General features: G+C 67.1%; 25 protein-coding genes, 2 tRNA genes and 2 pseudogenes. 10 read left to right on the top strand and 19 right to left on the bottom strand.

The genetic code is table 11. From position 1 onward, the window contains the following. Positions 1 to 155: 155 nt before the first annotated feature. Both J7E88_RS30750 and J7E88_RS30745 read left to right on the top strand, forming a co-directional pair. Positions 156 to 249, top strand: a tRNA-Ser gene (locus J7E88_RS30750). A 207-nt stretch (positions 250 to 456) separates the two neighbouring features. Further along, a tRNA-Arg gene (locus tag J7E88_RS30745) sits at positions 457 to 529 on the top strand. Positions 530 to 608: 79 nt separating this feature from the next. On the opposite strand, the gene J7E88_RS30740 is transcribed toward J7E88_RS30745, so the two are convergent. The 12 genes from J7E88_RS30740 to J7E88_RS30685 form a co-directional block, all read right to left on the bottom strand. After that, positions 609 to 1,892, bottom strand: coding sequence for a tyrosine-type recombinase/integrase (locus J7E88_RS30740; protein WP_215186721.1), 1,284 nt, complete (start codon positions 1,890 to 1,892; stop codon positions 609 to 611). Continuing rightward, complete coding sequence (locus tag J7E88_RS30735; RefSeq protein WP_215186720.1) at positions 1,892 to 2,086, bottom strand: helix-turn-helix domain-containing protein; 195 nt, start codon at positions 2,084 to 2,086, stop codon at positions 1,892 to 1,894. The genes J7E88_RS30740 and J7E88_RS30735 overlap by 1 nt, the downstream gene beginning before the upstream one ends. Before the next feature lie 177 nt (positions 2,087 to 2,263). Then, positions 2,264 to 3,436: a DUF3631 domain-containing protein gene (locus J7E88_RS30730; RefSeq protein WP_215186719.1), complete on the bottom strand. Its 1,173-nt coding sequence runs from the start codon at positions 3,434 to 3,436 to the stop codon at positions 2,264 to 2,266. Continuing rightward, the gene (locus J7E88_RS36500) at positions 3,433 to 3,744 is read right to left on the bottom strand and encodes a hypothetical protein (protein ID WP_251023460.1); all 312 of its coding nucleotides are present in this window, start codon (positions 3,742 to 3,744) and stop codon (positions 3,433 to 3,435) included. Before J7E88_RS36500 ends, J7E88_RS30730 begins: the two co-directional genes overlap by 4 nt. Beyond that, entirely contained in the window at positions 3,741 to 4,622 is an 882-nt protein-coding gene (locus J7E88_RS30720; RefSeq protein WP_215186718.1) for a bifunctional DNA primase/polymerase, read from the bottom strand. The genes J7E88_RS36500 and J7E88_RS30720 overlap by 4 nt, the downstream gene beginning before the upstream one ends. A gap of 288 nt (positions 4,623 to 4,910) precedes the next feature. Further along, positions 4,911 to 7,010, bottom strand: a complete 2,100-nt coding sequence (locus J7E88_RS30715) for an ATP-binding protein (RefSeq protein ID WP_215186717.1) — start codon at positions 7,008 to 7,010, stop codon at positions 4,911 to 4,913. Positions 7,011 to 7,097: 87 nt separating this feature from the next. Continuing rightward, a complete protein-coding gene (locus J7E88_RS30710) occupies positions 7,098 to 7,283 on the bottom strand; it encodes a DUF6257 family protein (protein WP_215186716.1) in 186 nt (61 codons plus the stop codon). Continuing rightward, a complete protein-coding gene (locus tag J7E88_RS30705; protein ID WP_215186715.1) occupies positions 7,273 to 7,434 on the bottom strand; it encodes a hypothetical protein in 162 nt (53 codons plus the stop codon). Before J7E88_RS30705 ends, J7E88_RS30710 begins: the two co-directional genes overlap by 11 nt. A 74-nt stretch (positions 7,435 to 7,508) precedes the next feature. Then, on the bottom strand, positions 7,509 to 7,892 hold the full coding sequence (locus J7E88_RS30700; protein ID WP_215186714.1) for a DUF6251 family protein: 384 nt from the start codon (positions 7,890 to 7,892) through the stop codon (positions 7,509 to 7,511). Then, on the bottom strand, positions 7,876 to 8,265 hold the full coding sequence (locus J7E88_RS30695; RefSeq protein WP_215186713.1) for an RRQRL motif-containing zinc-binding protein: 390 nt from the start codon (positions 8,263 to 8,265) through the stop codon (positions 7,876 to 7,878). Before J7E88_RS30695 ends, J7E88_RS30700 begins: the two co-directional genes overlap by 17 nt. Beyond that, on the bottom strand, positions 8,265 to 9,137 hold the full coding sequence (locus tag J7E88_RS30690) for a DUF2637 domain-containing protein (protein WP_215186712.1): 873 nt from the start codon (positions 9,135 to 9,137) through the stop codon (positions 8,265 to 8,267). The genes J7E88_RS30695 and J7E88_RS30690 overlap by 1 nt, the downstream gene beginning before the upstream one ends. After that, complete coding sequence (locus J7E88_RS30685; protein WP_215186711.1) at positions 9,134 to 9,403, bottom strand: DUF6284 family protein; 270 nt, start codon at positions 9,401 to 9,403, stop codon at positions 9,134 to 9,136. Before J7E88_RS30685 ends, J7E88_RS30690 begins: the two co-directional genes overlap by 4 nt. 499 nt (positions 9,404 to 9,902) lie before the next feature. Here J7E88_RS30685 and J7E88_RS30680 point away from each other — a divergent pair, with 499 nt between their 5' ends. The 3 genes from J7E88_RS30680 to J7E88_RS30670 all read left to right on the top strand — a co-directional run bounded on the left by J7E88_RS30680 (position 9,903) and on the right by J7E88_RS30670 (position 12,968). Further along, positions 9,903 to 10,673 (top strand): GntR family transcriptional regulator, encoded by a 771-nt coding sequence (locus tag J7E88_RS30680; protein WP_215186737.1) that lies wholly within the window; start codon positions 9,903 to 9,905, stop codon positions 10,671 to 10,673. After that, complete coding sequence (locus J7E88_RS30675; protein WP_215186710.1) at positions 10,670 to 11,239, top strand: GNAT family N-acetyltransferase; 570 nt, start codon at positions 10,670 to 10,672, stop codon at positions 11,237 to 11,239. The genes J7E88_RS30680 and J7E88_RS30675 overlap by 4 nt, the downstream gene beginning before the upstream one ends. A 571-nt stretch (positions 11,240 to 11,810) precedes the next feature. After that, positions 11,811 to 12,968 carry a hypothetical protein gene (locus tag J7E88_RS30670; RefSeq protein WP_215186709.1) on the top strand — a complete coding sequence of 386 codons (1,158 nt, stop codon included), beginning with the start codon at positions 11,811 to 11,813 and terminating at the stop codon, positions 12,966 to 12,968. A gap of 425 nt (positions 12,969 to 13,393) precedes the next feature. Here J7E88_RS30670 and J7E88_RS30665 read toward each other — a convergent pair. The 3 genes and pseudogenes from J7E88_RS30665 to repSA all read right to left on the bottom strand — a co-directional run. After that, positions 13,394 to 14,619: pseudogene (locus J7E88_RS30665) on the bottom strand (tyrosine-type recombinase/integrase). Then, a complete protein-coding gene (locus J7E88_RS30660; protein WP_215186708.1) occupies positions 14,616 to 14,822 on the bottom strand; it encodes an excisionase family DNA-binding protein in 207 nt (68 codons plus the stop codon). The pseudogene J7E88_RS30665 and the gene J7E88_RS30660 overlap by 4 nt, the downstream one beginning before the upstream one ends. Next, positions 14,819 to 16,006, bottom strand: a pseudogene (gene repSA / locus J7E88_RS30655) (replication initiator protein RepSA); the annotation flags it as partial. The gene J7E88_RS30660 and the pseudogene repSA, both read right to left, overlap by 4 nt. A gap of 324 nt (positions 16,007 to 16,330) precedes the next feature. Between repSA and J7E88_RS30650 the strand changes: the two are divergent. The 4 genes from J7E88_RS30650 (at position 16,331) to J7E88_RS30635 (ending at position 19,182) form a co-directional block, all read left to right on the top strand. Further along, on the top strand, positions 16,331 to 16,885 hold the full coding sequence (locus tag J7E88_RS30650; RefSeq protein ID WP_251023459.1) for a hypothetical protein: 555 nt from the start codon (positions 16,331 to 16,333) through the stop codon (positions 16,883 to 16,885). A gap of 329 nt (positions 16,886 to 17,214) precedes the next feature. Next, the gene (locus J7E88_RS30645; RefSeq protein WP_215186707.1) at positions 17,215 to 17,436 is read left to right on the top strand and encodes a hypothetical protein; all 222 of its coding nucleotides are present in this window, start codon (positions 17,215 to 17,217) and stop codon (positions 17,434 to 17,436) included. Positions 17,437 to 17,629: 193 nt separating this feature from the next. Then, positions 17,630 to 18,139 (top strand): hypothetical protein, encoded by a 510-nt coding sequence (locus tag J7E88_RS30640; protein WP_215186706.1) that lies wholly within the window; start codon positions 17,630 to 17,632, stop codon positions 18,137 to 18,139. 392 nt (positions 18,140 to 18,531) lie between these two features. After that, entirely contained in the window at positions 18,532 to 19,182 is a 651-nt protein-coding gene (locus tag J7E88_RS30635) for a PASTA domain-containing protein (RefSeq protein WP_215186705.1), read from the top strand. A gap of 728 nt (positions 19,183 to 19,910) precedes the next feature. On the opposite strand, the gene J7E88_RS30625 is transcribed toward J7E88_RS30635, so the two are convergent. From J7E88_RS30625 to J7E88_RS30615, 3 genes are all read right to left on the bottom strand, one after another. After that, positions 19,911 to 20,747: a protein kinase gene (locus J7E88_RS30625; RefSeq protein WP_215186704.1), complete on the bottom strand. Its 837-nt coding sequence runs from the start codon at positions 20,745 to 20,747 to the stop codon at positions 19,911 to 19,913. Between the two features lie 68 nt (positions 20,748 to 20,815). Then, on the bottom strand, positions 20,816 to 21,259 hold the full coding sequence (locus J7E88_RS30620) for a hypothetical protein (protein ID WP_215186703.1): 444 nt from the start codon (positions 21,257 to 21,259) through the stop codon (positions 20,816 to 20,818). A 248-nt stretch (positions 21,260 to 21,507) separates the two neighbouring features. Further along, on the bottom strand, positions 21,508 to 21,750 hold the full coding sequence (locus J7E88_RS30615) for a hypothetical protein (protein ID WP_215186702.1): 243 nt from the start codon (positions 21,748 to 21,750) through the stop codon (positions 21,508 to 21,510). A 113-nt stretch (positions 21,751 to 21,863) separates the two neighbouring features. Here J7E88_RS30615 and J7E88_RS30610 point away from each other — a divergent pair, with 113 nt between their 5' ends. Continuing rightward, on the top strand, positions 21,864 to 23,204 hold the full coding sequence (locus tag J7E88_RS30610; protein ID WP_215186701.1) for a helix-turn-helix domain-containing protein: 1,341 nt from the start codon (positions 21,864 to 21,866) through the stop codon (positions 23,202 to 23,204). Here the strand turns inward: J7E88_RS30610 and J7E88_RS30605 are convergent. Next, the gene (locus J7E88_RS30605) at positions 23,182 to 23,715 is read right to left on the bottom strand and encodes an NUDIX hydrolase (protein WP_215186700.1); all 534 of its coding nucleotides are present in this window, start codon (positions 23,713 to 23,715) and stop codon (positions 23,182 to 23,184) included. The two genes, J7E88_RS30610 and J7E88_RS30605, sit on opposite strands and share 23 nt — an antisense overlap. Between the last annotated feature and the right edge of the window lie 177 nt (positions 23,716 to 23,892).

Raw genomic sequence — 23,892 nt, 5'->3', positions numbered from 1 at the left:
CGGCATCTCTAACGCTGCGCACGCCACTCCGTTGCGCAACCGGAAGATGCTTTGCTCTACCGCCCCCGGGGCTAGTACCGTGGACGGCGATTGGTGACAGGCCGCTGGGCTGTGTCATCATCTGCACGCACCACTCGCGCCCGCGCGGGTGTGCTGGAGGCGTCGCCTAGTCCGGTCTATGGCGCCGCACTGCTAATGCGGTTTGGGTCTTAAAGCCCATCGAGGGTTCAAATCCCTCCGCCTCCGCCAGTTGATCACCGAAGCCCCGGCCCGACGGCCGGGGCTTCGGTCGTTCCCACCCATCCGGCCCCCGCCCCCACCACACGCGCCCGCGCCGCCCATTCGGGCGTTTATGCAGGTCAGGTGGGGTGCGGCTAATGGATTTCGCGTGGCGGCGCAGGTCATGTAATGTTGTTCCCGCAACGCCGACCGGGCAGAAAAGCCCGGGAAGCACAAGCACTCGTAGCTTAACGGATAGAGCATCTGACTACGGATCAGAAGGTTGCAGGTTCGAATCCTGCCGAGTGCACACAGCTCAGAAGCCCCTCGGGATCATCCCGAGGGGCTTCTGACATCAGCGGGTGACATCAACGTCCCCGCCGGCGGACTCAGGCGGCGGCGTCCGGCTCGGGTTCACCCCCGTCAATCTCGTCCGGGTCCTCTCCTCCGAGCGCGTCGTCCATCCGCTCCGCAGCCGCGCGCAGGGTCGTGTGCATGACGTGCGCGTAGGTGTCGAGCGTCATGGTGATCGTGCTGTGCCCGAGCGTCTCCATGATCGTGCGGGCGTCGACCCCCTGGGCGAGCAGCAGCGAGGCACACGTGTGCCGAAGATCGTGCACCCGCACCCGCCGCACCTTGGCATCCCGGCAGAGGATCGTGAGCATCCGGTTCAGACTGCGCGGGTCCGTGGCGCGGCCGGTGGCCGTGGTGAAGACCAGCCCCTTCGGCTGGTCGGTCGGCGGCTGCCACTTCTTCCCGGCAATCTTCTCCTCCCTCGCCTGCTGCACCAGGTGGGCGCGGAGCGCGTCCACGCACCGCCGGGGCAGGGAGACGGTCCGGATGGATCGGGCGGTCTTCGGCGTGCCGAACAACAGCTCCCGCTTGATCCGCTGGAGATTTCGGCGGACTCGGAGCTGCCCGGTTTCCAGATCGATGTCCGACCAGGTGAGCCCCAGTGCCTCCCCGCGTCGCAGGCCGGTGCAGATCAGCAGCAGCCACAGGGCGTACAGGCGGTGCGGCCGGGCGGTCTTGAGCAGCAGCCGTGCCTCCCCAGCGTCCAAGGGGTGCACCTCCTGACGTTCGACGGTGGGCGTTTCGACGATCCGGGCGACGTTGCGCGCGATCAGCTCCTCTCGGACCGCTTGCTGGAGCGCGGACCGCAGGACGGCGTGGATGTACTGGACGGTCCGAGCCGAAGGCCGGCGCTTGCAGCAGCGGTTCACCGCACAGCACGTCCGCTCTCCCTCGGCCCGGGCCGCGTCCACGCCGCGCAGGCAGCACAGGCACCCGGACTTGAACTGTGCGAGGAAGAGCCGGATGTCCGCAGGCGAGAGCCGGTTGAGCTTCTTCTTACCGAGTGCCGGGCGGATGTAGAGGCGCGACAGCCCCTCGTAGCTGTTGAGCGTCGCGGGCTTGAGCCGGTTCGGCGCGATGGCCGCGAGCCAGTACGTCAGGTAGTCCCCGAACGCCATCGCGGACGTGGCAGCGGGGATTCCCTGACGGGTCTTCTCCTGAAGTTCAGTGAGCTTGTTGGCCACTTCCTCCCGGGTCTTGCCATAGACGAACTTCCGTACTCGGGTGCCGTCGGGCCGGTAGACGTACGCGGCGGCGTGGTAGCGGCCGTCCTTGCGCTTGGTGATGGTGCCTTCACCGTTGGCGCGTCGCTTGGCCATCAGGCGCACTCCTCAAGTCGGTTCTGCATGAACGAGGCCAGTTCGTCGGAGGGGATCCGACGGGACCGGCCGACGGTGAAGCTTCGGATCTCACCCGAGCGAAGAAGGTCGTAGACCTTGCTCCTGCTGAGTCGCAGGGCGGTCATCACTTCCGGGACGGTGACGGTGTCGACCTTGGGCACGGCGGTGCTCATGGGCATGCCTCCTGGGTGGCGGGAGGGGCCTTCGGGCCCCTTCTCTGAGGTGCGCTACATCCGCTACGCCGCTACATCGCAGGTCAGCGGCGTGTTTCGTGTAGCGGAGAGATGGGATGTAGCGGCTACGGCCGTTTCGTGGTGCGCAGGCCGTAGCCGCTACATCGAGAACCGCCGCTACAGGTTTTGTGCCTGTGAGCTGGGGTGTAGCGGCTGTAGCGGGAGTAGCGGACTCTCCGGAGCGGGTGCGCAGTAGCGCTGCCAGGCGTCGGCGAGGTCTTCGCTGTAGTAGCCCTTGAGGACCCCGCCCGTGGTGCGGATGTTCCGGGAGGCGATGGGCTCGTTGTCGGCGGTCATGTAGTCGCTGAGCATTCGGGAGAGACGCCGGTTGTCGAGCGGCTTGCCGTTGAGGTCCGCCCATGGGGCGTCGTCGAGCGAGTTGAGGCGATCGAGGATGGCGATGGTGGGGAGCCGGTCCACGCCGATGAGGACGTGATCGCGAAGGTCCGTGAGCAGCCGGACACCGAGACTGCCTTTGTCGTTGGCCTGGGACGCCTTGACCAGGGTCACGCATGCCTCGCGGGCCCGCAGGGGCCAGTCGCCCCCGGCAGCGTCCGCGACGGCGAGCAGCGGTTCCCACACATCGGCGGGTCGGTCGGAGATGCCCTCTGGCATCTCCGGCCACGCTCCCGTGACCCAGCCGCGGGCCTGCTGGGCCCATGTGGCGAGGCGTTCGCGCAGGGCGACGCCTTCCTTTTCGTGCAGTCGCGCGCGGAAGGGTTCCACCTTTTCGTTCCTGGCCCGCCGGCGCATGCGGATGATGACGGAGCGGGTCAGGATCGTGTCCGGCAGTGAGCCGAGACCGGCGACGGCCACGGCTGTGTAGGACGGGAACGGCGTCACGGTCTGGCTGTCGCCGACGCATCGGTAAGTGACGCCCGTGCGGCGGTGTCCGGCGTTGAGGAACCCGCGCAGTTCCTCATTGTCACCTGCCTTCGGGCCGAAGATCGTATCAATCTCGTCGAAGAGGATCGTCGGCCTTCCATCCGGGCCGGACACGGCGCGGAAGAGCGCGGCGGCGGAGGCGTTGACCGCAACCATGGGGCGGGGTACGAGGGTTTCCACGATCTCCAGTGCACGCGACTTGCCGCTGCCCGGTTCCGGGGAGAGGAACGCGAGCCGAGGGGTGGAGTCGAAGCAGTCGAGCAGGTGGGTGTGGGCGTCCCACAGAGCAACGGCCACGTAGGCAGCTTCGGAGGGGAAGACGTTGAAGCGCCGGTGGAACGCTTCGACCTCATCGAGCAGCGCGGCGCCGTCGATGGCGGGCGCGGTCGTCTGGGTGCTGGTCATGCGGCGGTCCTCCTGTCCGCCGCAGGGGCGGTGGTCGGGTGCGGGTCAGGGCGAAGAGCAGAAAGGACGCCCTGACGGGCGGCGACTTCCGCGCCCTCGGTGGTGGGGGCGTCTGCCGCGTCGGCGGCGTGCGGGCAGTGGCCGACGCGGACGCGGGTGGTCAGTTCGATGACGGCGGCGCGGCCGCGGGCGCGTTCGTGGTGGCCGCAGCGGCAGAGCCAGTCCGCAACCGGCGGGCTGGTGAAGCGGACGTGGAGGCCCGGCGCGATGCCGGTGATGACGACCGGCTGCTCGGTGGGCGCGCTCATGCTGCCCTGCCGGGCAGGGTGAGGCCGTTGGCGACCGCGCGCCGGGCGTAGGGCTCGGGAACGCCGACCGACACGGCGGCGGTGACGACCTGCTCGCCCAGGTACTCCAGCCCGCACGGGCCGGGGCACTGCTCGTGCTGCTTGGCCAAGTACCGGGCAACGCCAAACGCCTGGGAACCGGCACCTGAGTCGGTCCGGCTGCGGACCATTGCCATGCCTCGCTCCAGGCCGGTGCGCACGTACGTCTCGGTGTGTCGGCACCCGGTCGCGACCGCCCGGTCCCACGCCGCCCGCTCTGGGGGTGAAGAGACCACGCCGCGCCGGGCGGGGGTGGTCTCTTCCCTGTCCACTAGCGCGCGGATGGCGGACGGCAGGTCCGTCATCGTCCCGGTGCCGGGCCCGAGCCACCGGGCGTACGCCATGCGGGACTTGACGTCTGCACCGGGACGGACGGAGTTCGCCGACCGGACGGTGCCCTGGTAGATCCAGTGTTCGCCGCGCGTCGTGGGCACGGTCCTCGTGGCGGGGAGTGTCGTGCGGGCCCACGCGACCGCAGAGGCGTCGTCCAGGTCCACGACGGTCAGCCCGGCCCCGGCCGGGTGGTAGGCCACGGCAGCGGCGGTGCGCCACATCGGGGCCCACGCGGGCGAGGTGATGACGGCGGTGTCGGTGGTGGCTGCGGCCCACCCATGGCACACACGCGGGCACCGGCAGGGGCCGGCGGCCTTCATGTGCGGCCGGTCGCCACACGCGCTGCCCGCACAGGCGGGGCAGTTCCCGAACGGCACCTTCCCCCTCCGCAGCGGCAGTACGGGCATGCCCGCCGCGGCCAGGCTCAGCGCCGTTCGGAGGTGGTCGTTCGTGGTCGGTTGGGTCATGCTGGATGCCTCCAGTTCTCGTGAGTGCTGGCAGACGAGAGCGGCCCCGGTTCTTGGCGGAATAGGGGGCCGCTCTCGGCGTATGCGGAATCCCTGCCGTGTGCCGGGCAGGGAGGTGGAGGCACCCCCTGCCGGGAGGCTGCTGGAGGGGGTTTCGGGGTGCTGACCTGCGGGTCCTCCCTGCCTCCCTGATAGATCTTTTGCACAGGTCAGGGCGAGGGAGGCGGGTCAGGGAGGGGTTCAGGGAGTTCTCCCTGCCTCCCTGACCCGGGCGGGGGTCGGCTCTCTCTATCCGTGGGCGGAAGCGGAACCGTCCTGGGGGCGGTTGGCGAGGGCGCGGGCGAGGCGGTCGCGGCTGATGACCATGCGGCCGTCGGACTTGTACGGCTCGGCTCCGGTGCCGTCCAGGACGCGCTTGAGGTCGACGAACGACCAGCCGCCGTATGCCTGCTCGTTGAGCGTGGCGAGCCGCTTGAGCACGTCCTGCGTGAGGACGCGTGGCGCGTCCCCGAGGACGGTGGCGATGTCGGCGAGCGGGTCGCGCTCCTCTCCGTGGTCGATGACGGTCAGCGTGGTGACGCCGTCGCGCAGGGCCTTGGCGCGGTCGGCGACCTCTGCGGCCTGGTCGGTGTCGATGTAGTGGGTGCGCACGGTGATGGACGCCTGGCCGGCGGGGATATCGATGCCGTCGGAGGCGACGACCAGGGTGCCCTTGTCGAGGCCCTGACGCAGCAGGTGCGGCGCCGCGCCGCCGTCGACGGCCTTGTCCCCGAGGGCCATGCGGGCCTGCGACTCGGTGCCCAGGACCAGCGAGGCGCGGGTGTGGGCACCCTCGCGCACCAGCTTGGGAAGGTTCTGGTCGGTCGGGTCCTGGGTGCCTTCCCACAGGATCACGTCGACCGCGCGTCCCTGGTTGTGGATCTTCCGGACGGCCATGAAGTACCGGGAGGTTGCCTTCGAGCCGCCGTAGGGCCGCTTGTCCTCGTCGACCACGGGGCACATGAAGGCCACCTGTGCCTCGTCCACGATCCCGACCAGCGGCGTGAACACGGTCCCGGGCGGCGCTTGGATCCGGCGTTCCATCTCCGCGACCAGGCCCTCGACCATCTCGGTGGCCTGGATGACATGGTCATCGGTCGGCCCCTGGATGAGCACTGTCGCGAGTCCGTCGAACATGCCCCAGTCGCCCACGCCCTTGAGGTCCGCGATACGGAACTCCACGGTGCGGTCCAGCGCGAGCCACAGTGCGAGCGCACGCAGGGCGGCGGTCTTGCCCTGGTTGGACAGACCCGTGATGAGCAGCATCCGCTGATACAGGCTGATCAGGGCGGCGTCGCCACGCAGGTCCTGTCCCCACGGGGCGCGGCCATTCTTGTAGTTCGCGGTCAGGGTCTCGTCGTCGGTGACGAGCGGGGAGGGACCGATCGGCTCGTCCAGCGCGCCGGAGTCCGCGACCCACAGCCGGACGGTGCGGGCGGCCGGGGGGATGGTGATGAACACCTCGTGCTCGTGTCGGGACAGGTTCTCCGCGAGCTTTCGGCGCCGCTTCTGCACCTCGTCCGTCGACACTCCCGAAGGCAGGGTGACGTCGACCTCGACACCGCATCCGGCGATCGTGATGGGCCCGAGCATCGAGGCGCCGGCGTCACCCATCTCCTTGATGGCATTCCGCAGCGGCGCGATGCCGAGGTCACGCAGGGCCTTGACCACGATCGACGGTGTGATCGGCTCCCCCTCACCGGAACGTGCCTTCGCCGGGAGGACCCAGTTCGGTGCGGCCTGCCGGTGACGGCCGACCGCCCACACCCCGAGCAGCGCCAGCCACGGGCCGACGACGATCAGCGGGCCCCACACGACGGTGACGATGATGACGAGCCAATGGATCAGTTCGACCATGGCCATCAGCGGCGTGACGACGTCACCCGGCTGCTTGGTCGCGATGGCCAGCGCGATGCCGAGCAGCAGCAGCCCACCCACGGTGCCGCCCGCGCCGTAGGCGGCGTTCTTCGCGATGCGCTCGGGGGAGGTGATCAGGTCCATGCGCCGCTTGTGCCGGGCGGCACGGAACGCGGCGCCGCGGGTCTCCCACTCGGCTGCGACCTCGTAGTTCCCGGACGCCTCGGCGGCGCGGATCATCCGCTCGTAGCGGGCGGCCGTGCGGCCGTCCCACGCGCGGCGCGCGACGATGCGTGTGCCGCCCAGGACGTAGGAGCCGTGCCGGACCATGGCGCGGCCGGTGGCCCGGGTGCGCTCGTGCGTGACCGCCCGGCGGGCTGCCCGACCGGAGCGCACCCACAGCGGCACCGGCCGCGCCGCAGACGCGGCTGGCGGGGCAGGATCCCCGTCGGGGGCCGGGGCCTTGAACAAGGGAACGACGTTCTCGGTCATGCTGGTCTCTCTCCTGCTACTCGAAAGGTGGTCAGGGGCCCAGGGGCGGCCGGGATCCTTGGCCGGATGGCCGCCCCTGGGGCATAGCTACGTGCGGTCGTTCTTCGCGTCGCGCTCCTCGCGCTTGCGGGCCCGCTCGATGACCCGCTCGACCTTGCGTTCCAGGTCGCGCTGGTAGACGTGCTCACCGGCGATGCCGCGCTTGGCCATCCGTGCGACGTACCAGGCGACTTGGGCCTTCTCGGCGGCGGTCAGCTTCGGCTCACTCGCCATCACGCACTCCCTTTGCCTGCTCCTCGATCGCGGCGGCGGTGGCGAGCTGGGCCCACACCGCCGCTTCGGCGATGTCCTGGGCGGTGAGGGGCCTGTGGTTGATCGGGCGCAGCACGCTCACAGCGCGCTCGCGGTACTCCTGGCTGGTCACTTCTGCTCCCGTCCGGGGCCGGACTGTCCGACTCCCCACGGCCCCGGCGCGGTGTCTGGGACCGCAGGCAGCCGTCAGCGACGACGGCCGCGGGCCTTGGCGATGTTCTTCGCAGCAGCCTTGCCGTCCGTACCGCCCACGCTCTTGACGACGGTGACGACGCCCCACGCGCAGACGGCGGCGATCAGGGCGAGCAGCGCCAAGTTGGCGGCTATGGCGGTCAGCACGCCGACCAGCAGCGGGCCGAAGTACACGCCGGCGGCGACCGCACCCGCACCAACTCCGGAGCCGAGCGCGATGCGCTGCACCGTGCGGTCCGGCGGGGCGTGGTGCACGTGCTGGTGGACGACCTGCGGGCCGCTGTACTGCTGCGTGGCGGGCAGTTGGCCGGTCTGGAGGTAGGTGTAGGTGCCGTCCGGGAGCTGCACCACCCGGGCGGGCTCAGGCAGCGATTCCATCGGTGGTCCCTTCGGGATAGGCGCAGGGCACGCAGGTGCCGAGCGAAGAGGGGATGACGTATCCCGCGTCCGCCCCGCAGCCGGGGCAGATGCGGCGCGCTCGCATGGCGCGGGCTAGCGCCGCCCGTCGGGCGGGGGTCATAGGGCGAACCGGGAGAGCGCGATCGACGCGGTACAGGAACGCGGTGAGCGGGCCGCGCCGGCGGCGCGGGCGGAGGCACTGCGCGGCGACGCCCTGACCGCCGGGGCGGAGCCCAGCGGCACGGAGCTGGCGGCGGGTGGCGTAGCCGTCCGGGGCCATGCGCCACGGGAACGTCGGGATGCCGAACCGCTCACCTGTGGGGTCGAAGCAGTCGGCACGCGTCAGCCGCATCACACAGCCTCAGACACCGGGACCGGCTGTCCGACAGCCGTGCGCTCGGCGCGCAGCGTCTCACGCAGGACCCGCGCCTTCGCGGGCGAGGTGCGCACGGCCTTGCGGATCCCCTCGGCCGTCAGCTCCTCGACCGGCCAGTCCTCAGTCGTGGTGCGAGCCTCGATCAGCAGTTGCTCGGCCGTGCGGATCGGTCGGCTCGATCGGGCAACCTCAGGGACCCGACCGGTCGTCCGACGCGGACGCGACTGCTCCGCCGCGACTGCCCCGACCGGCACGCGGTTGGGAGTCGGCTCGATGCCCTCGACCGCCACAGTGACCGGCTCGATCGCCGGGACGGCACGCTGCTCGATCGACACGGCGGCGGGTTCGGGGCGTTCCCCGAGGTCAGCCGTAGACCGATTTGCTGATGTTTCTGCCGATTCGGCGGCAGCCGGTGCTGGGTCCGGCTGGTGGTGCAGCACCTTGGCGACCAGGTCTGAGCCGAAGTAGATCGACCCGACCGGCAGCGACGTGGCGAGCAGCACGAGAGCCCAATTGGCGGGGTCCCAGTCGGCCAGTCGACCCCAGTCGACCGATCGACCGTGCAGCTCCGGTACAAGCCCGTGCACGTAGTTGAGGACGAGCGAGGCGATCGTGTAGGTGGCGAGCACCCGCAGCGCGAACCGCTTGGCGTCGCCGGTCAGTGCGAGCGTGGCCACCAGGGCGAGGGCCATGAGGCCGTCGACCACGAACGGGTACAGCGTCGCGGCCGTACCGTCCGCGCCGATCGCCTTGGCCACGTCCCGCAGAGCGTTCCACGACACCCGGAACGCCATGCCGACAACGGCGACCAGGGCCAGCACGAGCAGCGCTTTGCCAACTCGGTTCATGCGGCACCTCGCGGGATGCTTGTGTCGGCCGCGCGGTTCGTCAGGTCGCGCCGCGCCGCCAGCACCCGGTTCCGGGCACGGCGCACGCGGCGCATGTCCAGCTCATTGGCTGGACGGTCGATCGTCATGATCACGGCGTCCAGAAGCTCGACTTCCGCCGTGATGAGCGGCATCTCGTGCTCGATCGCGTCCAGCTCCGCGGTCGTGGGCTCTTCGGCGTACGAGGTGGCGGTAACAACCGCCTGAACAGCACCGATGTGATTCATGGGTCGTGTCTCCCTAGCAGCAGAACGGCCCGAACAGCGCCCCCGGTGTTCCAGCACCGGGCGCGCGCGCCGTTAGAACCAGAAACCCGGCTCCCCTCGGCCCTGCCCGTACGGCTCATGGCCGGACGGGCAGGGCAGGCAACCGGCCGCAGCGCTCAAGGGCGTTGCGGAATGTTGTGGTGGTGCAGATGTCTCCTTCGAGAACGCGAGCTCCCGTTGCAGGCGTATGGAGACGTGACCTTTCGGTCTCAAGCCCTCCGGTGAATGACAAGGACCCGGGTGCCCTCGGCCCGCTCTGTCCCGGGCCCCTTTGACGTGCAGTGCCGGTACTCCCTCGCGGGAATACCGCCGCAAGCGGGCATGCTTGATAGAGCTGCACCACTTGGTCAACTTGTTGGTACAAGCTGATGCAGTGATGCTGCACCCCCGAACATTGAGACGTCAAGAGATCAGGGCCAACATGTACCAACAAGTTGACCGAGTGCGTCATGATGGGCTCATGAATAAGCAGCCGAAGTACCGGCAGGTCGCTGACGCCCTCCGCCGCGAGATCGACAGCGGCACGTACCCGCCGGGCTCACGGCTGCCTTCGGAAAGTGAGCTGTCAGGCCGGTTCGACGCGTCACGGAACACGGTCCGCTCGGGCTTGAACATGCTGGTCAGCGAGGGGCTAATCTCGTCCAGCCAAGGGCTCGGCTACGAGGTTCGGAAGCATGAGGTCTTCGAGTTGAACGCCTCGCGGTTCGAGAACCTGACCTTCCCGCAGAACGGCGACGCCTACAACACCGACGTCACCAACGCCGGGCGCCGGCCGACTCAGACCTTCCGTGTCGAGCTGACGCCTGCGAACGACTACGTGGCGGAACGTCTCAGGGTGGATGGCCAGTCCACGGCGGTTCTGCGGTTCTGCCACCGGTTCGTTGACGAGGTGCCGTGGTCGACCCAGGCGACGTACTACCCGGAGTGGCTCGCCCAGCAGGCACCGCGCCTCACCGAGCCGGGAGACATCGCAGAGGGGACGACGCGCTACCTCGCGGGCGTCGGCATCGAGCAGATCGGGTACTTCGACGAAATCGCCACGCGGATGCCCACCCCGGATGAGGCTCGGCTGCTGGACATCGGTGCCGGTGTGCCTGTGCTGCTCTGGACCCGCACCGGCTACTCGGCTGATAAGCCGATCCGGTGCACGGTCACCACCTTCCGGGGGGACCTGAACCGCATGAACTACGAGATCGGCAACCTGTCCGCACGAGGGAATGAGCCGCAGTGATCATCGAGAACGCGACTCCGGACGACTTGGCCATGCTGCTCGCCTTTCGAGAGGAGGCGGCCGCGTGGCTCAGTGCACTCGGTAGCGACCAGTGGCGTCGTCCGTACCCGGCGGATCGGTTGCTCGCCACGATCGAGGCCGGGACCGTCTTCATGGTGCGTGACGGTGACACGACGGCAGCAACCATCACGCTCACGCCGGATGCTGAAGACGGGCTCTGGACGGATGGGGAAATTGCCGAGCCCTCGATGTTCGTGAACAAGCTGACCGTGGCCCGGACCCATGCCGGAAACGATCTTGGGGGACGGCTGCTCGATTGGGCGGGCGACCGTGCGTATCGGTCCGGCGCCCGATGGCTCCGCCTCGACGCCTGGACGACGAACGAAGCGCTCCAGCGCTACTACCTGACTCACGGATTCGAGTACGTCCGCACGGTCATGGAAGGCGGGGCAGTGAACGGCGGGCCGCGAGTCTCCGGGTGGCTTGCACAGCGGCCAGCGCGTCCCGACACGAGCCACAGCCTGACCGACCGCACCGCGGACCCGGCATCAATCGCCACGGCGTGACATCAGTCCCCGATCAAGGTCGCACCCCAGCGCACGGGCCTGGACAGTGACCGCACGGATCGTTCAGCCTCAGTAGGAACGGCGTGCCTACACCCGCACCACCACCGCACGACTCAGCCAATTGCGGTAGCCGCTGATATCCCCGGATCTCCTCTGGTGCCCAGTGAGCCAAGCCGATCACCTTCACGATGCCACTAATGGGTGCCTCAGGATTGCATGGCACCCGAAGGGCCGCGATGCTAATCACGTGGAAAATCAGCCGCTTGTCATCATACATGCCCCCGATAAGCGTGGTCTTCGGGCAGTGAGCATTCGAAGCGAAATTGTCAATAAAGTGTGGTCACTTCGAGAACTGCGAAGGGTATTGCGGCGGGCTGGCCTACCTCAGGATATCAATCTTAGCGATAGAAAACAGGTTATCTGGCTGGAACATCCAGGATGCTGGCCAGATAAACCTTGGCAGAGGCGTGCTACTGCTGCTTTTGCGGCTCTCGGGCTGCTAGTCTCTCTTTTTATTCTTGTTAGGGTTGGGGTAGCGGATACTTTCGGATCCCTGACGTACGGTGGGCGAATGACAGGCGTAGCCATCCTGCTGGCTGCCGTTGTCGAATTTATTGCCGTGGTCGCCCTCCTTGATTACTACGGAAAGAGGAGGGTTAAGTATTCGGGCGAGGGCGTCTTGGCGGGCGCGATAGCTGCAGCAGCTACGAACCTAATGTTCCTCATTCTTCAGATCAAGGGCGGCGAATATACTCCGTACCTCTGGATATGGATTGGATTGGTGCTGTGGTCTGGGTGGGTAATCGAGGTATTGAGCCGCCAGAGGATATGGGCAACCATTCCATATCCCAAGAGTTTCGCCCTCGGGGTGGCGATATCCACAGCCGTCGGCGCCGCAAGCGTGGCATACTCCGTAATGTACGTGCCCTACACCACTCCCGAAAAGGTGCCCTTTAAGGCATCGTTCGGGAAACCCACGGTCAATTCCCAGCGAACGGTCCTCTATGTGCCAGCACGCGTGACTTTTCGCAATACGGGATCGGTCCGTATTTATGTAGTGGGCACTCTTTGGGCAGTCGAAGGGGTGCCGGCCACTACGACGAAGCAAGGCACAGGGCGCATAGACTGGAAGGATGCACTGTCGTATCGCCGCTGGATTTATCGGCACGAGAGCCATGCCCCTTCCCGCATGCTGGGGGCTGGTGAATTTGTGAATGCGGGCTCTCGACTTGACCCTGGCGATGACTTCTCTGCTGACATAAATGTGCCAGTCCCATTGAATTCCGATCTTCATAGGGTCACGGTCTACGCAGCCGTGTCTTACATTAGGGCCGACAGGTGCAAGCTAGGCAACAGCTACGCTCAGTCGGTTCAATATTCATGGAATCGGGAATCCAAGGGCCACGAGCATCTGCGAGATGCGCCAAAGTGGGTCGCAAATCCAGGCGACGACTTCATTCACTATGGATCGAGAATCTATCGCGGCAGTGAGATTCTAAATCTCACGCAAGCCCCCTACTATGCCGATATGTGGTGGGTAACGCCTAAATGGAATGAGCAAGCGGGTTTCGCGAAAGGAGACACATCCCCATACTTGTCGGTCCACATTTCCCGAGATCCTGGAGGGCAGGAATTGCTCAGCGAGTCGGAGCAGGAGCCGTTCGGCATGAAGACCATGTGGATTGGGACGGATCAACCAATTACTCAACTGCTGAAAGCGGCTGAGTAATGAGGCTACGAGAGTCAGTCTGGGCAGCCCCTTCCGTCCGCCATCCGCGAGGGCTACGCCGAGGTTATCCAGTTGGGTAGTTGGATATGCAGCGTCTACCTCGCACTGCTCGTGACCGCTGCCCTTACGAACCGACCGGGTGGATCGTGAAGTCGCGAGCGGTTCCTCTGACATCAACAACTGACATCAACGTAGACGCACACCAGCGAACAGACGCGGACGGTTGACGCAGCGCTCCGCAGGATCACGGGCACGCGTAGGCTCGTTCTCGGGCGCCACATCCGGGGTGCACGCGCCTACGGATCAGAAGGTTGCAGGTTCGAATCCTGCCGAGTGCACACAGGTAAGAGGCCCCCGGAGAGATCCGGGGGCCTCTTGCGTTGGGGCCGTACAGCAGCGAAGTACAGCAACCGCGCCGACCGCTGTCAGCCGGTGCCGCCCATCGCGTCGGACAGCTTGCCGATCGCGGCGCGGACAGCTTCCTCGCTCGCTTCGGCGTAGACCTCCATCGTCATGGCGATCTGTGAATGCCGCAGGATGCGCTGTGCCACCTTCGGGTGGACCTTGAGGGCGACCAGGAGCGAGCTGCACGTGTGCCGGGTGTTCCGGAGCGGGATCACGCGGAGAGCGGCGCGGCGGGCACGCAGAGCGAACATGCGGGTGAGGTTGCCCGGCTCGATCGGGGTGCCGTACTTCGTCGTGAAGATCAGGTTATGGCTGTCCTGCCAGAGCTCCCCGGCGGCTTTCCGGTCGCCGAGCTGCTGGGCGCGCCGCATCCTCAGGGCCTTGAGGCAGAGTGCCGGCAGAGGCAGGAAGTCGTCGGAGTCCTCGGTCTTTGTCTCGCGGTGGAGGATCTCGCGCCCGGCGCGCTGGATCTGGTGATCGACGTACAGCTCGCGGGTCTCGAAGTCGACGGACTTCCACGTCAGGCCCAGGACCTCCCCCCGGCGCAGGCCGAGGCAGAGCACCAGGACCCAGGCCGCGAAGAGGTGGTCATCACGGGCGGCAGCGTCCGTGAGGAACTGGCCCGCCTCGGCGACGGACCAGGGCTTGATCCGGCGACGGCGAGGCTTGGGCACCTTGACGAGGGAAGCGACGTTCTTGCTGATCTCTTCCTCGGCGACCGCATGGGTGAGCGCGGCCCGCAGGGCGTCGCGGGAGCCCTGGATCACCCGGCGGGACGCGTAGGACTCGCAGCACTCCCCGACCGCGCAGCACTTCCGGCGGGCGCGGTCCCGCTTGGCGTCCTTGCCCCGAGTGCAGCACTGGCAGACGGTCGCCAGCTTGGTCAGCCACTCGCGTACGTCCCGGACGGTCAGCTTGTCGAGCCGCCTCGTGCCGAGGTGCGGCGCGATGTAGAGCCGGACGTAACCCTCGTACGAGACGTACGACAACGGGGCGAGGTTGGGCTTCACGATCGAGTCGAGCCAGTACGAGAGGAAGGCGGCGAGCGTCCGGTGTCGGGTGGCCACCGGGCCCTTCTTCGCCTCGGCGTGGAGGCTGAGCCACTTCTCGTGGACTTCTTCGCGGGTCTTGCCGTAGGCGTACTTCCGGGCCGTTTGCCATCAGGCTTGGTTACCCAGACGTAGGCCGCGTAGCCATTCTTGTACGGGTAGATGGAGCCCTCACCATTGCCGCGCTTGCCGCTCATGCCGCCAGCCCTCCAGCGCCGGAGGCGACGCGCTCGACGTACTCGTCGACCCAGGCCGGAAGGATGCGGCGGTTACGGCCGACCTTCACGGAGCGGATCTCCCCGGTGAGCACGAGCATCTTGGTCTTGGACAGGCCGAAGCCGAGCATGTCGGCGACCTCGGCGGTGGTGTGCCACTTCCGCTCGATCACGGTGGTGGTCATGCGGTGACTCCTTCCAGGGCGAGTTGGTCTTGCAGGGCTTCGCGGGCGGTTTCGCGGTTGAGCTGGATGTCGCGGGCGATGCTGGCGGCGAGTGCGGATTCGCCGCGGGTGTGGCCGTGTCCGGCGTACTGCCAGGAGGCGAGGACGAGCACGGTGTCCGGGTCGCCGAGCGCGTCTTGTTCCTGGGCGGCGCGGTAGTCGGCGCGGATCTGGCGGAGGGCGCCGAGGGTGGTGGAGTAGCGGCGGGACTTGGTGGAGAAGTGACCGCGGAAGCCGAGCATGTGAGCCCAGGCCCCCAGCTTCCGGTCGGGGTAGAGCGGGGCGAGGTCGAGGCAGGCCTCGATGAGCCGACGCGGGTGGTCGGGCACGTCCAGGAGGTCGAGGACTTCCCGGTTCCCGATACGGCGGTCGAGGCTGCCAGTCGACTCGGCCGCTTTGGTGGCGTACTTGGCGACGTAGGAGGCGACCTTCTGCTCGGTGATGTCATCGTTGCCAAACGCTCTGATGGGTTGGATGTCGAGTTTTCGGCCCCAGCGGAAAGGCCGGCGGGGCTGGTCCCCGACAGCGGGCACGGTGATCGACGTGTACGAGTGGGAGACGGCGGCACGGATGGAGGCGTCGAGCAGCTGCACGGTGGCCCAGGACGGCGGGGCGGTGTCGGGTCCGTCGGGTCCGTCGAGGCGGATGACGGCATGGAAGTGGATCGCGCCGCGCTTTTGGAACTCGGCGACCTTGCCGTAGGAGACCCGCAGGACGTCTTTGAGTTCGCGTTGGGTGAGTCCGGAGCGGGCGGCGATCTCGCGGCGCAGCCGGGTGGTGAAGCGCTGCCAGAGCTGCCCGGCGTGCTTGTTGAACAGCACGGTCCCGGCGTAGTCGTAGGTGGCCGGTTCGAGGGCGGTGCCCAGGGCGGGGTCGTCCTCGGCGTGGTGGGTGCCGCAGCGGCAGACGCCACGGTCGGGCCGGTTGTGGACCGGGCCGAACGAGGGTGCGGTGAGGGTGGCAAAGACGCGGGGGTGGTCGCGGACGGTGGCGGGGATGTCCTTGGTCTCGTCTCCGGCCAGGCCCGCGCGGATGAGGTGGTAGGTGTCCCCGGCGTAGGTGTAGGCGCAGGTGGGGCAGCGGGAGGCGCGGCGGTTGCCGCAGGCGACGCGGAGCCGTCCATCCGGCTCGGTGTCGGTCGAGTACCAGCGCGAGGTCGGTGCAGCGGCTTTGGGCGGGCTGTCGGGTGATCATGCCTCCGCAATCGAACAGCGCCAGACGGTGGTGCCTCCCGAAGTGGTGAACATCTGCTGTCCGTTCTCAGGTTCTGGCTCAACTTCTGTGGAGCTGCGTCGCGCCGGGCTCGTCGCCGTGTAGGGCCAGCCCGCTGACGTGCCGCTTCGGCTTGCTCGCCGACCCGATCCGGCGAGCATCGGGTCTTCACCACAGAAGTTGAGCCAGAACCCGAGATTCGACAGCACCAAGGGGCGGTTGGGTCGGGCTCCGGGCCCTGACGTACGTTCGGGCCTATGACGCACCCTGAAATCCCGGCTGGTGGCCCAGTGAGCGGCTGGTGGGCCTACCTGGAGGAACGGACCTGTCGGGAGGTCGACGCCGACGTGCTGCGGGATCGTCGGCTGTCGGCGGTCAGGTCCGTCTGGGAGGCATTGCGTCCGCTGGGGGTAGGCCTGCACGAGGCCGAGCGGGTGGTTCACGCGCGATACGAGGCCCTCGGCGACCGAGTGCAGCGCACACCGCCCGATCCGCTCGACCTTGCGTCACTCGCAGCGCGCGCCGCAGCCCTCCCGGGCCGTGTGGTGGCGGTGGAGGCGTTTTGGGACGGCGATACCGTGCACGACTGGTTCGTGCTCCTGGTCGCGGTCCTGGACTCCCCAGACGGGGAGAGCCACCTGGCGACCGTCTACCACCACCCTGACGGCTCTCCGCCTGGCGTTGCCGTCGCCAAGGCAGGCCGGGCGCTGGCCGACCATTTTGGTGTGCCGTTTCACTTCGCCTCCCCGGACGTCCCGGATGACGAGGCACCACGCTGGCGGACACTCCGGCGGCTGGCGGAAGGGCCGTGACCCCGGAGCGAAGGGTCAATCACGGTGGCTCAACCGGACTTTCCGGTGCCTCCCGTTCTCATGAACATCGCCTCAGGGCGCATCTGGGTGCCTCCCGAGACGGTGAACAACTGCTGTCGATACTCGGGTTCTGGCTCAACTTCTGTGGAGCTGCGTCGCGCCGGGCTCGTCGCCGTGTAGGGCCAGCCCGCTGACGTGCCGCTTCGGCTTGCTCGCCGACCCGATCCGGCGAGCATCGGGTCTTCACCACAGAAGTTGAGCCAGAACCCGTTCTCATGAACATAATCCAGTCGCGGTCAGACGTAGAGCGGTGGACGTATCGTGAGGTCGTGAAGAGACGTCATTGGTGGACCGTGCTCGGCCAGTGGATCGCGTGGTGGGCACTTGTCACCGCCGCTTTTTGGCTTCTGGGCAAGGTTCTTGATCAGCCGACGAGTCTCATCGGGTGCGCGGCGAGCGCTGTGCTCGTGATCGCCGTGGGGGAGTTCGGTGACCGGCTGCGGCGGCGGTGGGCCACGATCCGCACCGTGAAGCAACGAGGGCACTACTGAGGACAGCCGGCTGGCCAGTCGTTCCCCTTGCGTGCCCGATCGAGCGGGGAAGGACGGGGAACCACGGGCAGCCAGAGCGATGTAGCCCCTCTGCCCCAGGTCAGAGTCCCCCGCAGCTCAGCGAGCGTCCGCGTACGGCGTCTTCCAAACAGGTGCTTCAGGACCAATGCCTGCCACTGCGGTAGCATCCCGCATGCCCATTCCATGGCGAGCCAGCGCCGAAGTGTTCGCGCAGATGCTGAGGCAGCGTGGGATCGAGCCCGATGCCGTGTGCGACGTCAACGCTGCGTGGGACACCTTCGCCGAGTTTCTCCAGATCGAGATCGCAGGGGTCGAGAGTCCCGAGAACGATGGCGACGGCTTCATCGCCGAGTGGGGCATGTGGAACTGGAACGATGACCAGCCTGCGCTGTCCTTCGGGCGACTGCTCGCGGTCAACGATGGCGGGGAGCGTGACGATCCCCACTGGCAGCCGGAGTATTGGAAGGTGGAGTTGCAGCTCATCTTCGGCGAGGACCCGGCATGGGCTGATCTCGACAGCTTGGGACATCAGGACACCGGGCTCGACTACAACGAGATCGGCGCGTCAAGGACTGCCGCGCTCGGAGAGATGCGTCGCTTCATCGAGTCCTACCCCCGGCTGGCCGCTATGTGGCGAGCCGAACCCGCTCGCAGCGACTTGACCCTCGAACGAGCGGGGTAGCTACCGCCCCCGGTACAGCAGTCCGGTACCGCAACCCCAGCAACCTTCCCCGTCCGCTACCGTCCCTCCAGGGCCTCGTAGCGGCCGGTATGGCCGTTGCTGACCGATCCGGCTAGAGCTACGGATCAGAAGGTTGCAGGTTCGAATCCTGCCGAGTGCACAGCAGGCCAGAGGCCTTTGGAGTGATCCACAGGGCCTCTGGCTTTTGCGTTGACGGCAGTGTTTGACGGAACCGTTGATCGCGTGGCAGTACGGCTTCTACTGTCGCTTTCGTCCGATCTGTTGCCATCACCTCTCTCGCTCCGATAGAACCCGATACGCACGGATCGTCATCCGCTGGCCGCTGCTGAAGGTGACGTGCTCACGCTGTCCTAATGCGGGGATGCCGTCGGATGACAGCGATACCGCACCCCCGGTGGGGCTCCCGGGGATCGACGGAGCGAGCACGGCAGACCGGGCTGAGCGTTGCGGTCCACGACGCCAGCAACCGGGATGAGGCTCCGGGTGGGGACTGGACGGTGTGCTTCGAGATGGCGACCTTGAGCAAGGTCGACTTCGCCGCCGTGCCAGACGGGGCACCGTGTCCGAAGAAGGATGGTCAACGCATCCCCTGGCCCAAGATGCCGAACGTGAAGGGCACCACGTACGCCAAGGCGGTGGAGAGGTTGGGGGACGCCGCTGGCGAGGTAGCCCTCGATGCCGCCTACGAGGACGAGGCGGCCTATGACACGAACAACGAAGCTGGTGACTACGCGAACTGGAAGGTGTGTTTCCAGAGCGTCAAGGCCGGGACTGCCCTGCAGTATGAACCAGATGTCACCTTGCACGCGGTGGAGAGCGGCGAGGCATGTCCGTCATCGAAGGGTCTTTACAAGGACCCCACGAACGATCCGGACTACGTCGATCACGACGATGGATGGTCTGAAGACGACAGCAGCAGTGGGGACAGCGGGAGTAGCGATGAGGACTACTACCCCGGTGAGAAGGGTGGATGCCCGCCTGGCGGTTGCTACAACCCGTGTCCGCCCGGGGGCTGCCGGTAGGACGCAAGGGCCCGCGCCGGTGTTGCTTCGGCGCGGGTTCTCATAGGCGGCGTGAGATCTCTGCCTATTTCAGGGCGTCCCCGGCGCGATCGAACGCCAAGCGCTGGGAGTCGAGCCGTACGAAGGTGCAGATGTCCGTGATCACTCGGATCGAGCTGTGGCCGAGGACTTCCATGATCACGCGAGCGTCGGCACACTGTTCGTGGAGGAGGGACGCGCAGGTGTTGCGTAGGTCGTGAAGCGGGCCTTGCGGACGCCGGCCCGGATGGACAGCGCCTCGAAGAAGCGGTTCAGATTGCGTGGCTCGATGGGTGTTCCGTTCCTGGTGGTGAAGACCAGACCGTGCCCTGTCCCCTTTCCAGCTGTTGCCCGCTTCCTTCCAGTCAGCAATCTGCTGGGCGCGCTGGGCCCTGAGCGCGGTCACGCACTCGGCCGGCAGGGCCACGCGAAGGGCCGAGCGCTGTGTCTTGGGCGCGACGATCGCGCCACCCACCACCACAGCAAGCCAACCCCGCCGGCCACACCGCAAACCGCTCTGTCCTTCCAACTCGACCAGTTCGCATCGAGGTTGCGCCCGCATTCGGGCACGACGAACACCCCGGTATCATCGACACCGGGGTCCTGATCAGGGCTCTTGCGACCGGGCCACCCCCCGCTGTCCAGGCTCAGGGGTGATCCGGTTTCGGTTGTTGCGCATCAGAAACCCACGAGTGGCGTCAGCGGCGCGCTCAGCTCAGGGCCTTGCCCACCTCGTAGATGGTTGGCCGGTCCTCAGGCATGAAGCTGAGCATTGCTTCGATCAGGCCGCCCAGTTCCCCGGGCACGGTCACGGGACGACGCCGTCCGTCCGCGATTGCCTGCCGCTGCACCGGGCGCGGGGCGTCGTCCGGATACTCGACCGCCCGCCAGCCGGTGGCGGAGATCAGCAGGGACGCGCCGAGGGCGTAGATGTCAGCGGCCTGCGTCGGTTCGGCTTCTCCGGTGGCGAGCACGCTGCGTGAGATTTCCGGTGCCTCATAGTGGACGAGACAGCCCCGGAACGGGAAGTCGAAGCCCGCTGGAACGTGCCCTCCACGCGCAAGCGCGAGGTCGATGAGATGTGTTCGCTCCGGCCCGACGATGAAGTGAGCCGGTTGCACATCCCCGTGGGCCCAGCCTGCCGCATGCAGTTCGGCCAGGGCCTCCACGCACCCCATGACCACACTCGTGTGCGGCTCGACGGACGAGCCGTCCACACGGCACGGCTCCCACAGCCGGTAGAGGTCCGGACCCTCACGCCACGGCTGGATGTTCCACGTTCCGCGCTGCCACTCCCCGTAGGCAATGTCATCGACACCGAGGCGATGGAGAACCGAGCCCTCACGGGCCGGCGCGAGAGCGGTCCAAGGCTGGCCCGGCCACTCGGTGGTGGCCTCGATCGGATACCCGAGCTTCACCGCGTACCGGCCGCGATCGCCTTCCACGTCCCAGACCGAGGACCCACGGCGGTTGAGCACGAGACGCTGAGACGTAGGCATGAGCGCGTCGAGCACCACGATCGGCAGTTCTGGAGTCAGACCGGACAAGAACGTTGTCTCCCTTCATGGGCGCGGCCGGCCTCGAGCAGCGGTCGGCCGCACACGGTCACCGCGGACTACGCCTGACCGTAGGGACGGCCGCAGTCCGAGTCGCACTGCGCCAGGTTCTCGCCGTTCACGGTCCACAGGTCGTCGAAGACCATGAACCCCGCGGCTTTCATCGCGTGGGCCGAGGCGGCCACCATTTTCGGGTCACGTGCTCCCCCGCCCGGCTTCGGGTTGTGGTGCAGGAAACGGCCCGCGTACTCCTCGCAGAGCTCGGCGTACTCCTTCGTGTGCAGGATGAGTGCGTGAAGCCCGAGATCCACGTCATCGGACGGGACCATGGGAACGGTGGCCGTGGCGGCCGTCACCAAGAAAGCCACGGCCTGATCCGCGATCCGCTCGGCCCGCTCGGGCGCCTGTCCGTCGTGGACGACCACGAAGCGGGCGAGGCTTTCGAACAGCACCTCACCAGCCACCGCGCGGCCGGTCTTCTGGTCATTCACCGTTGCCGTCATGCGTACATCTCCTTGTATGAGGCGGTGCAGGGCACTTACCTCCCGCCCCCTGGCCGTCGAGCTCAGCTCATAGACGACCAGGGAGCGGGCTTGAGTGGCCGGCCCCGGGGACGGGGGAGCCGTAGTTGGCACCCGTTCGGGGCGGCCGGTCTACTGGCTTGTGGCGAGAGCCATGCCGATCACCAGGCCGCACGACCCGACGATCATGGCGATGTACAGGACTCCCGCATATTGGCTGACGGCGCGCATCACAGCCCGTCCCGACTGTTGCCGTTCCGGACAGCCAGGCGTGCACTCAGTTCCTCGCGTGCACTCGGCGCCACCACGTTGTCCGGCATGGCATCCCACTCCGTGCCGCCGCCGATCGGCCTTATCTGCACACGGCCGCCGACCTCACCCATGACGACGCCGATACGGCTACTGGCGCTGTCCTTCGCCAGTTCACCGATGCCTGGTCTGGTCTGCTGGTTGCTCGCCATGCACAGGAGCATCGCGATCGGGGTGCCGCCGCCAAAAGGTCAGGCTGATTACCCAACTTGGGTAACATCGCTGCAAGTAGAGTGCCAATGACGTTGCGTAGCCCTCGCAGTGGGGAGCCTGCCCAATGCCCGACGCCGACCGGCCGCAGGAACTGCCTGTAAGGCTGCTCACCGATCCAGAGATGATCGATGCCTGTCGCGTACGGGACTTCGCCAGAGTCTTCCGGCTGGTGAGGACCAAAGCGGGCATCTACTCCTCGATGATCGCCAGGCGCTGTGAGTTGACCCCCAGTCGTGTCGGCGAAGTGATCCAAGGTCGGCGGCAGTTGCAGCACATGGACGTCATCGAGCGCATCGCGGACGGCTTGCGCATCCCAGGGGGCATGCTCGGTCTTGCCCGCCGACCATGGGAGACGCCTCAGGTCCTTGTCGCCACCGAGCGCGAAGTGCCTCAAGTGCCAGAGCCCGAGCAACAGACCCCCTCGTCTCTGCCAGGTCCAGATGTCGATGACATCCTGGCCCTGGCCACGCGAACGAGTCTGAGCGCAGCCACACTTGAAGCCTTCCGCTCCTCTATCGAGGACTACTGGCGACGGGACGACCAGCACGGCGGCGAGGCGCTCAGGCCGGCCATCGTCGGCCAGCTCCGATATGTCGTTGGTCTCCTGAAGGAGAACCGGCCTTCGTCCATCCAGAACGGCCTGTACGGAATCGCTGCCGAGTTGGCCCGCCTCACCGGCTGGACCTACTTCGACGCCCGGCAGTACAACCAGGCCCGCGCCTACTTCACCGAGGCACTGCAACTGGCCAAGGAAATAGACGACCGCCAATTCATGGCCAACGTCCTGGCCTGCATGAGCTTGCAGGGCACGTACCAGGACAGGCCCGCGGACTCCTTGGCGCTTGTGACCGCTGCCCAGGACCAGGCGCGCTCGGCGCTCGACACCACCCCACGGGTCCTGTCCATGCTGTCCATGCGCGAAGCTTTCGCTCACGCCACTCTTGGCAACCGGGACTCCACGCACCGGGCGATCGGAGAGGCACATCGCCATTTCGAGCAGATCCGGGCGAGCGACCCGGACCCATCATGGGTGACCTACTTCGACGAGCCGAAGCTCATCGTGGACACAGGCATTGCCCACGGGAGACTGGGCGAAGCAGCGACCGCAGAACCCTTGATCGCGGACGCCTTGCGGCGAGAGGACCGCACCAACCAGCGCGGCCGTGCGTTTCACTCGTTCTGGCTCGCTCGCATTCAGCTGGATCAGGGCAAGCTGGATCAGGCGTGTCACACCGCCACGCAAGCTTTGGGGCCCGCGTCGGCGGTGGCCTCCGAACGCGTTTCGGGTCATCTGCGGGAGTTCTACGACCAGTTGGCATCGCACAGACAGGATCCCGTAGCCCTGGCCTTCGAGGCGCGGCTACGGGAGCTCGTCCCATCGGTCAGCGGATCGCCTCGTCCATGAGCAGGTACAGCAGGCCCACGAGCGATCCGCTGCTCACGATCTCGTGGCGGTCGATCATGCTCCGCACCTCTGTCAGGGGAATCCACTCGATGCGGTCGGACTCGTTCTTCTCCGTCGGCGGCCCGGCGTAGGTTGCCCCATCCACGCGGAAGACGTGGTGCTGCGAGTCGGTGATCCCGTTGGCCGGCTCGGCGTAGATCAGGGGCTTGATGGGGCCAGGACGCCAACCCGTCTCTTCCAGGACTTCGCGGGCCGCCGCCTCTTCCGGGGTCTCGCCCTCTTCGACCAGGCCCATGGGCAACTCCCAGGCCCACGAGTTCGTGATGAAGCGGTGCCGCCACATCATCAGGACCTCTTGGCGATCATTGACCACGGCGGCCACGGCCAGATGCCGGAGGCGAACGACGTGGTACTCCCACCTGCGCCCGTCAGGCTGCTGGACGTCGACCAGACACAGATTCACCCAGGGGTTCGTGTAGATCTGTCGCTCACCGTGGGTCTTCCACTCCATACCTGCGGCCCCTCTCGATCGGTCTCCAGGATCTCAGACCAACAAGGCATGCTGAGTTGACTTGAGAACATTCACGTCAGAGTGACGAGATCGCCATCGGTGGGTCTGGTGCCGCTCACGCCAGCTCGGATCAAGCGCTGTCATACGGGCTGATCGTCGGCTGGTTGCGCGGTACCG

This window comes from Streptomyces sp. ISL-10 (assembly GCF_018614575.1).
Classification (GTDB): Bacteria; Actinomycetota; Actinomycetes; order Streptomycetales; family Streptomycetaceae; genus Streptomyces.
Note: the sequence above shows the minus strand (reverse complement) of the source record. Positions and strands in the feature narration are given on the sequence as shown.

Coding starts and splice junctions, on each gene's coding strand:
- J7E88_RS30740 (WP_215186721.1), bottom strand. CDS start 1,892: ATGGCCAAGCGACGCGCCAACGGTGAAGGCACCATCACCAAGCGCAAG.
- J7E88_RS30735 (WP_215186720.1), bottom strand. CDS start 2,086: ATGAGCACCGCCGTGCCCAAGGTCGACACCGTCACCGTCCCGGAAGTG.
- J7E88_RS30730 (WP_215186719.1), bottom strand. CDS start 3,436: ATGACCAGCACCCAGACGACCGCGCCCGCCATCGACGGCGCCGCGCTG.
- J7E88_RS36500 (WP_251023460.1), bottom strand. CDS start 3,744: ATGAGCGCGCCCACCGAGCAGCCGGTCGTCATCACCGGCATCGCGCCG.
- J7E88_RS30720 (WP_215186718.1), bottom strand. CDS start 4,622: ATGACCCAACCGACCACGAACGACCACCTCCGAACGGCGCTGAGCCTG.
- J7E88_RS30715 (WP_215186717.1), bottom strand. CDS start 7,010: ATGACCGAGAACGTCGTTCCCTTGTTCAAGGCCCCGGCCCCCGACGGG.
- J7E88_RS30710 (WP_215186716.1), bottom strand. CDS start 7,283: ATGGCGAGTGAGCCGAAGCTGACCGCCGCCGAGAAGGCCCAAGTCGCC.
- J7E88_RS30700 (WP_215186714.1), bottom strand. CDS start 7,892: ATGGAATCGCTGCCTGAGCCCGCCCGGGTGGTGCAGCTCCCGGACGGC.
- J7E88_RS30695 (WP_215186713.1), bottom strand. CDS start 8,265: ATGCGGCTGACGCGTGCCGACTGCTTCGACCCCACAGGTGAGCGGTTC.
- J7E88_RS30690 (WP_215186712.1), bottom strand. CDS start 9,137: ATGAACCGAGTTGGCAAAGCGCTGCTCGTGCTGGCCCTGGTCGCCGTT.
- J7E88_RS30685 (WP_215186711.1), bottom strand. CDS start 9,403: ATGAATCACATCGGTGCTGTTCAGGCGGTTGTTACCGCCACCTCGTAC.
- J7E88_RS30680 (WP_215186737.1), top strand. CDS start 9,903: ATGAATAAGCAGCCGAAGTACCGGCAGGTCGCTGACGCCCTCCGCCGC.
- J7E88_RS30670 (WP_215186709.1), top strand. CDS start 11,811: ATGACAGGCGTAGCCATCCTGCTGGCTGCCGTTGTCGAATTTATTGCC.
- J7E88_RS30660 (WP_215186708.1), bottom strand. CDS start 14,822: ATGACCACCACCGTGATCGAGCGGAAGTGGCACACCACCGCCGAGGTC.
- J7E88_RS30650 (WP_251023459.1), top strand. CDS start 16,331: ATGACGCACCCTGAAATCCCGGCTGGTGGCCCAGTGAGCGGCTGGTGG.
- J7E88_RS30640 (WP_215186706.1), top strand. CDS start 17,630: ATGCCCATTCCATGGCGAGCCAGCGCCGAAGTGTTCGCGCAGATGCTG.
- J7E88_RS30635 (WP_215186705.1), top strand. CDS start 18,532: ATGACAGCGATACCGCACCCCCGGTGGGGCTCCCGGGGATCGACGGAG.
- J7E88_RS30620 (WP_215186703.1), bottom strand. CDS start 21,259: ATGACGGCAACGGTGAATGACCAGAAGACCGGCCGCGCGGTGGCTGGT.
- J7E88_RS30615 (WP_215186702.1), bottom strand. CDS start 21,750: ATGCTCCTGTGCATGGCGAGCAACCAGCAGACCAGACCAGGCATCGGT.
- J7E88_RS30610 (WP_215186701.1), top strand. CDS start 21,864: ATGCCCGACGCCGACCGGCCGCAGGAACTGCCTGTAAGGCTGCTCACC.
- J7E88_RS30605 (WP_215186700.1), bottom strand. CDS start 23,715: ATGGAGTGGAAGACCCACGGTGAGCGACAGATCTACACGAACCCCTGG.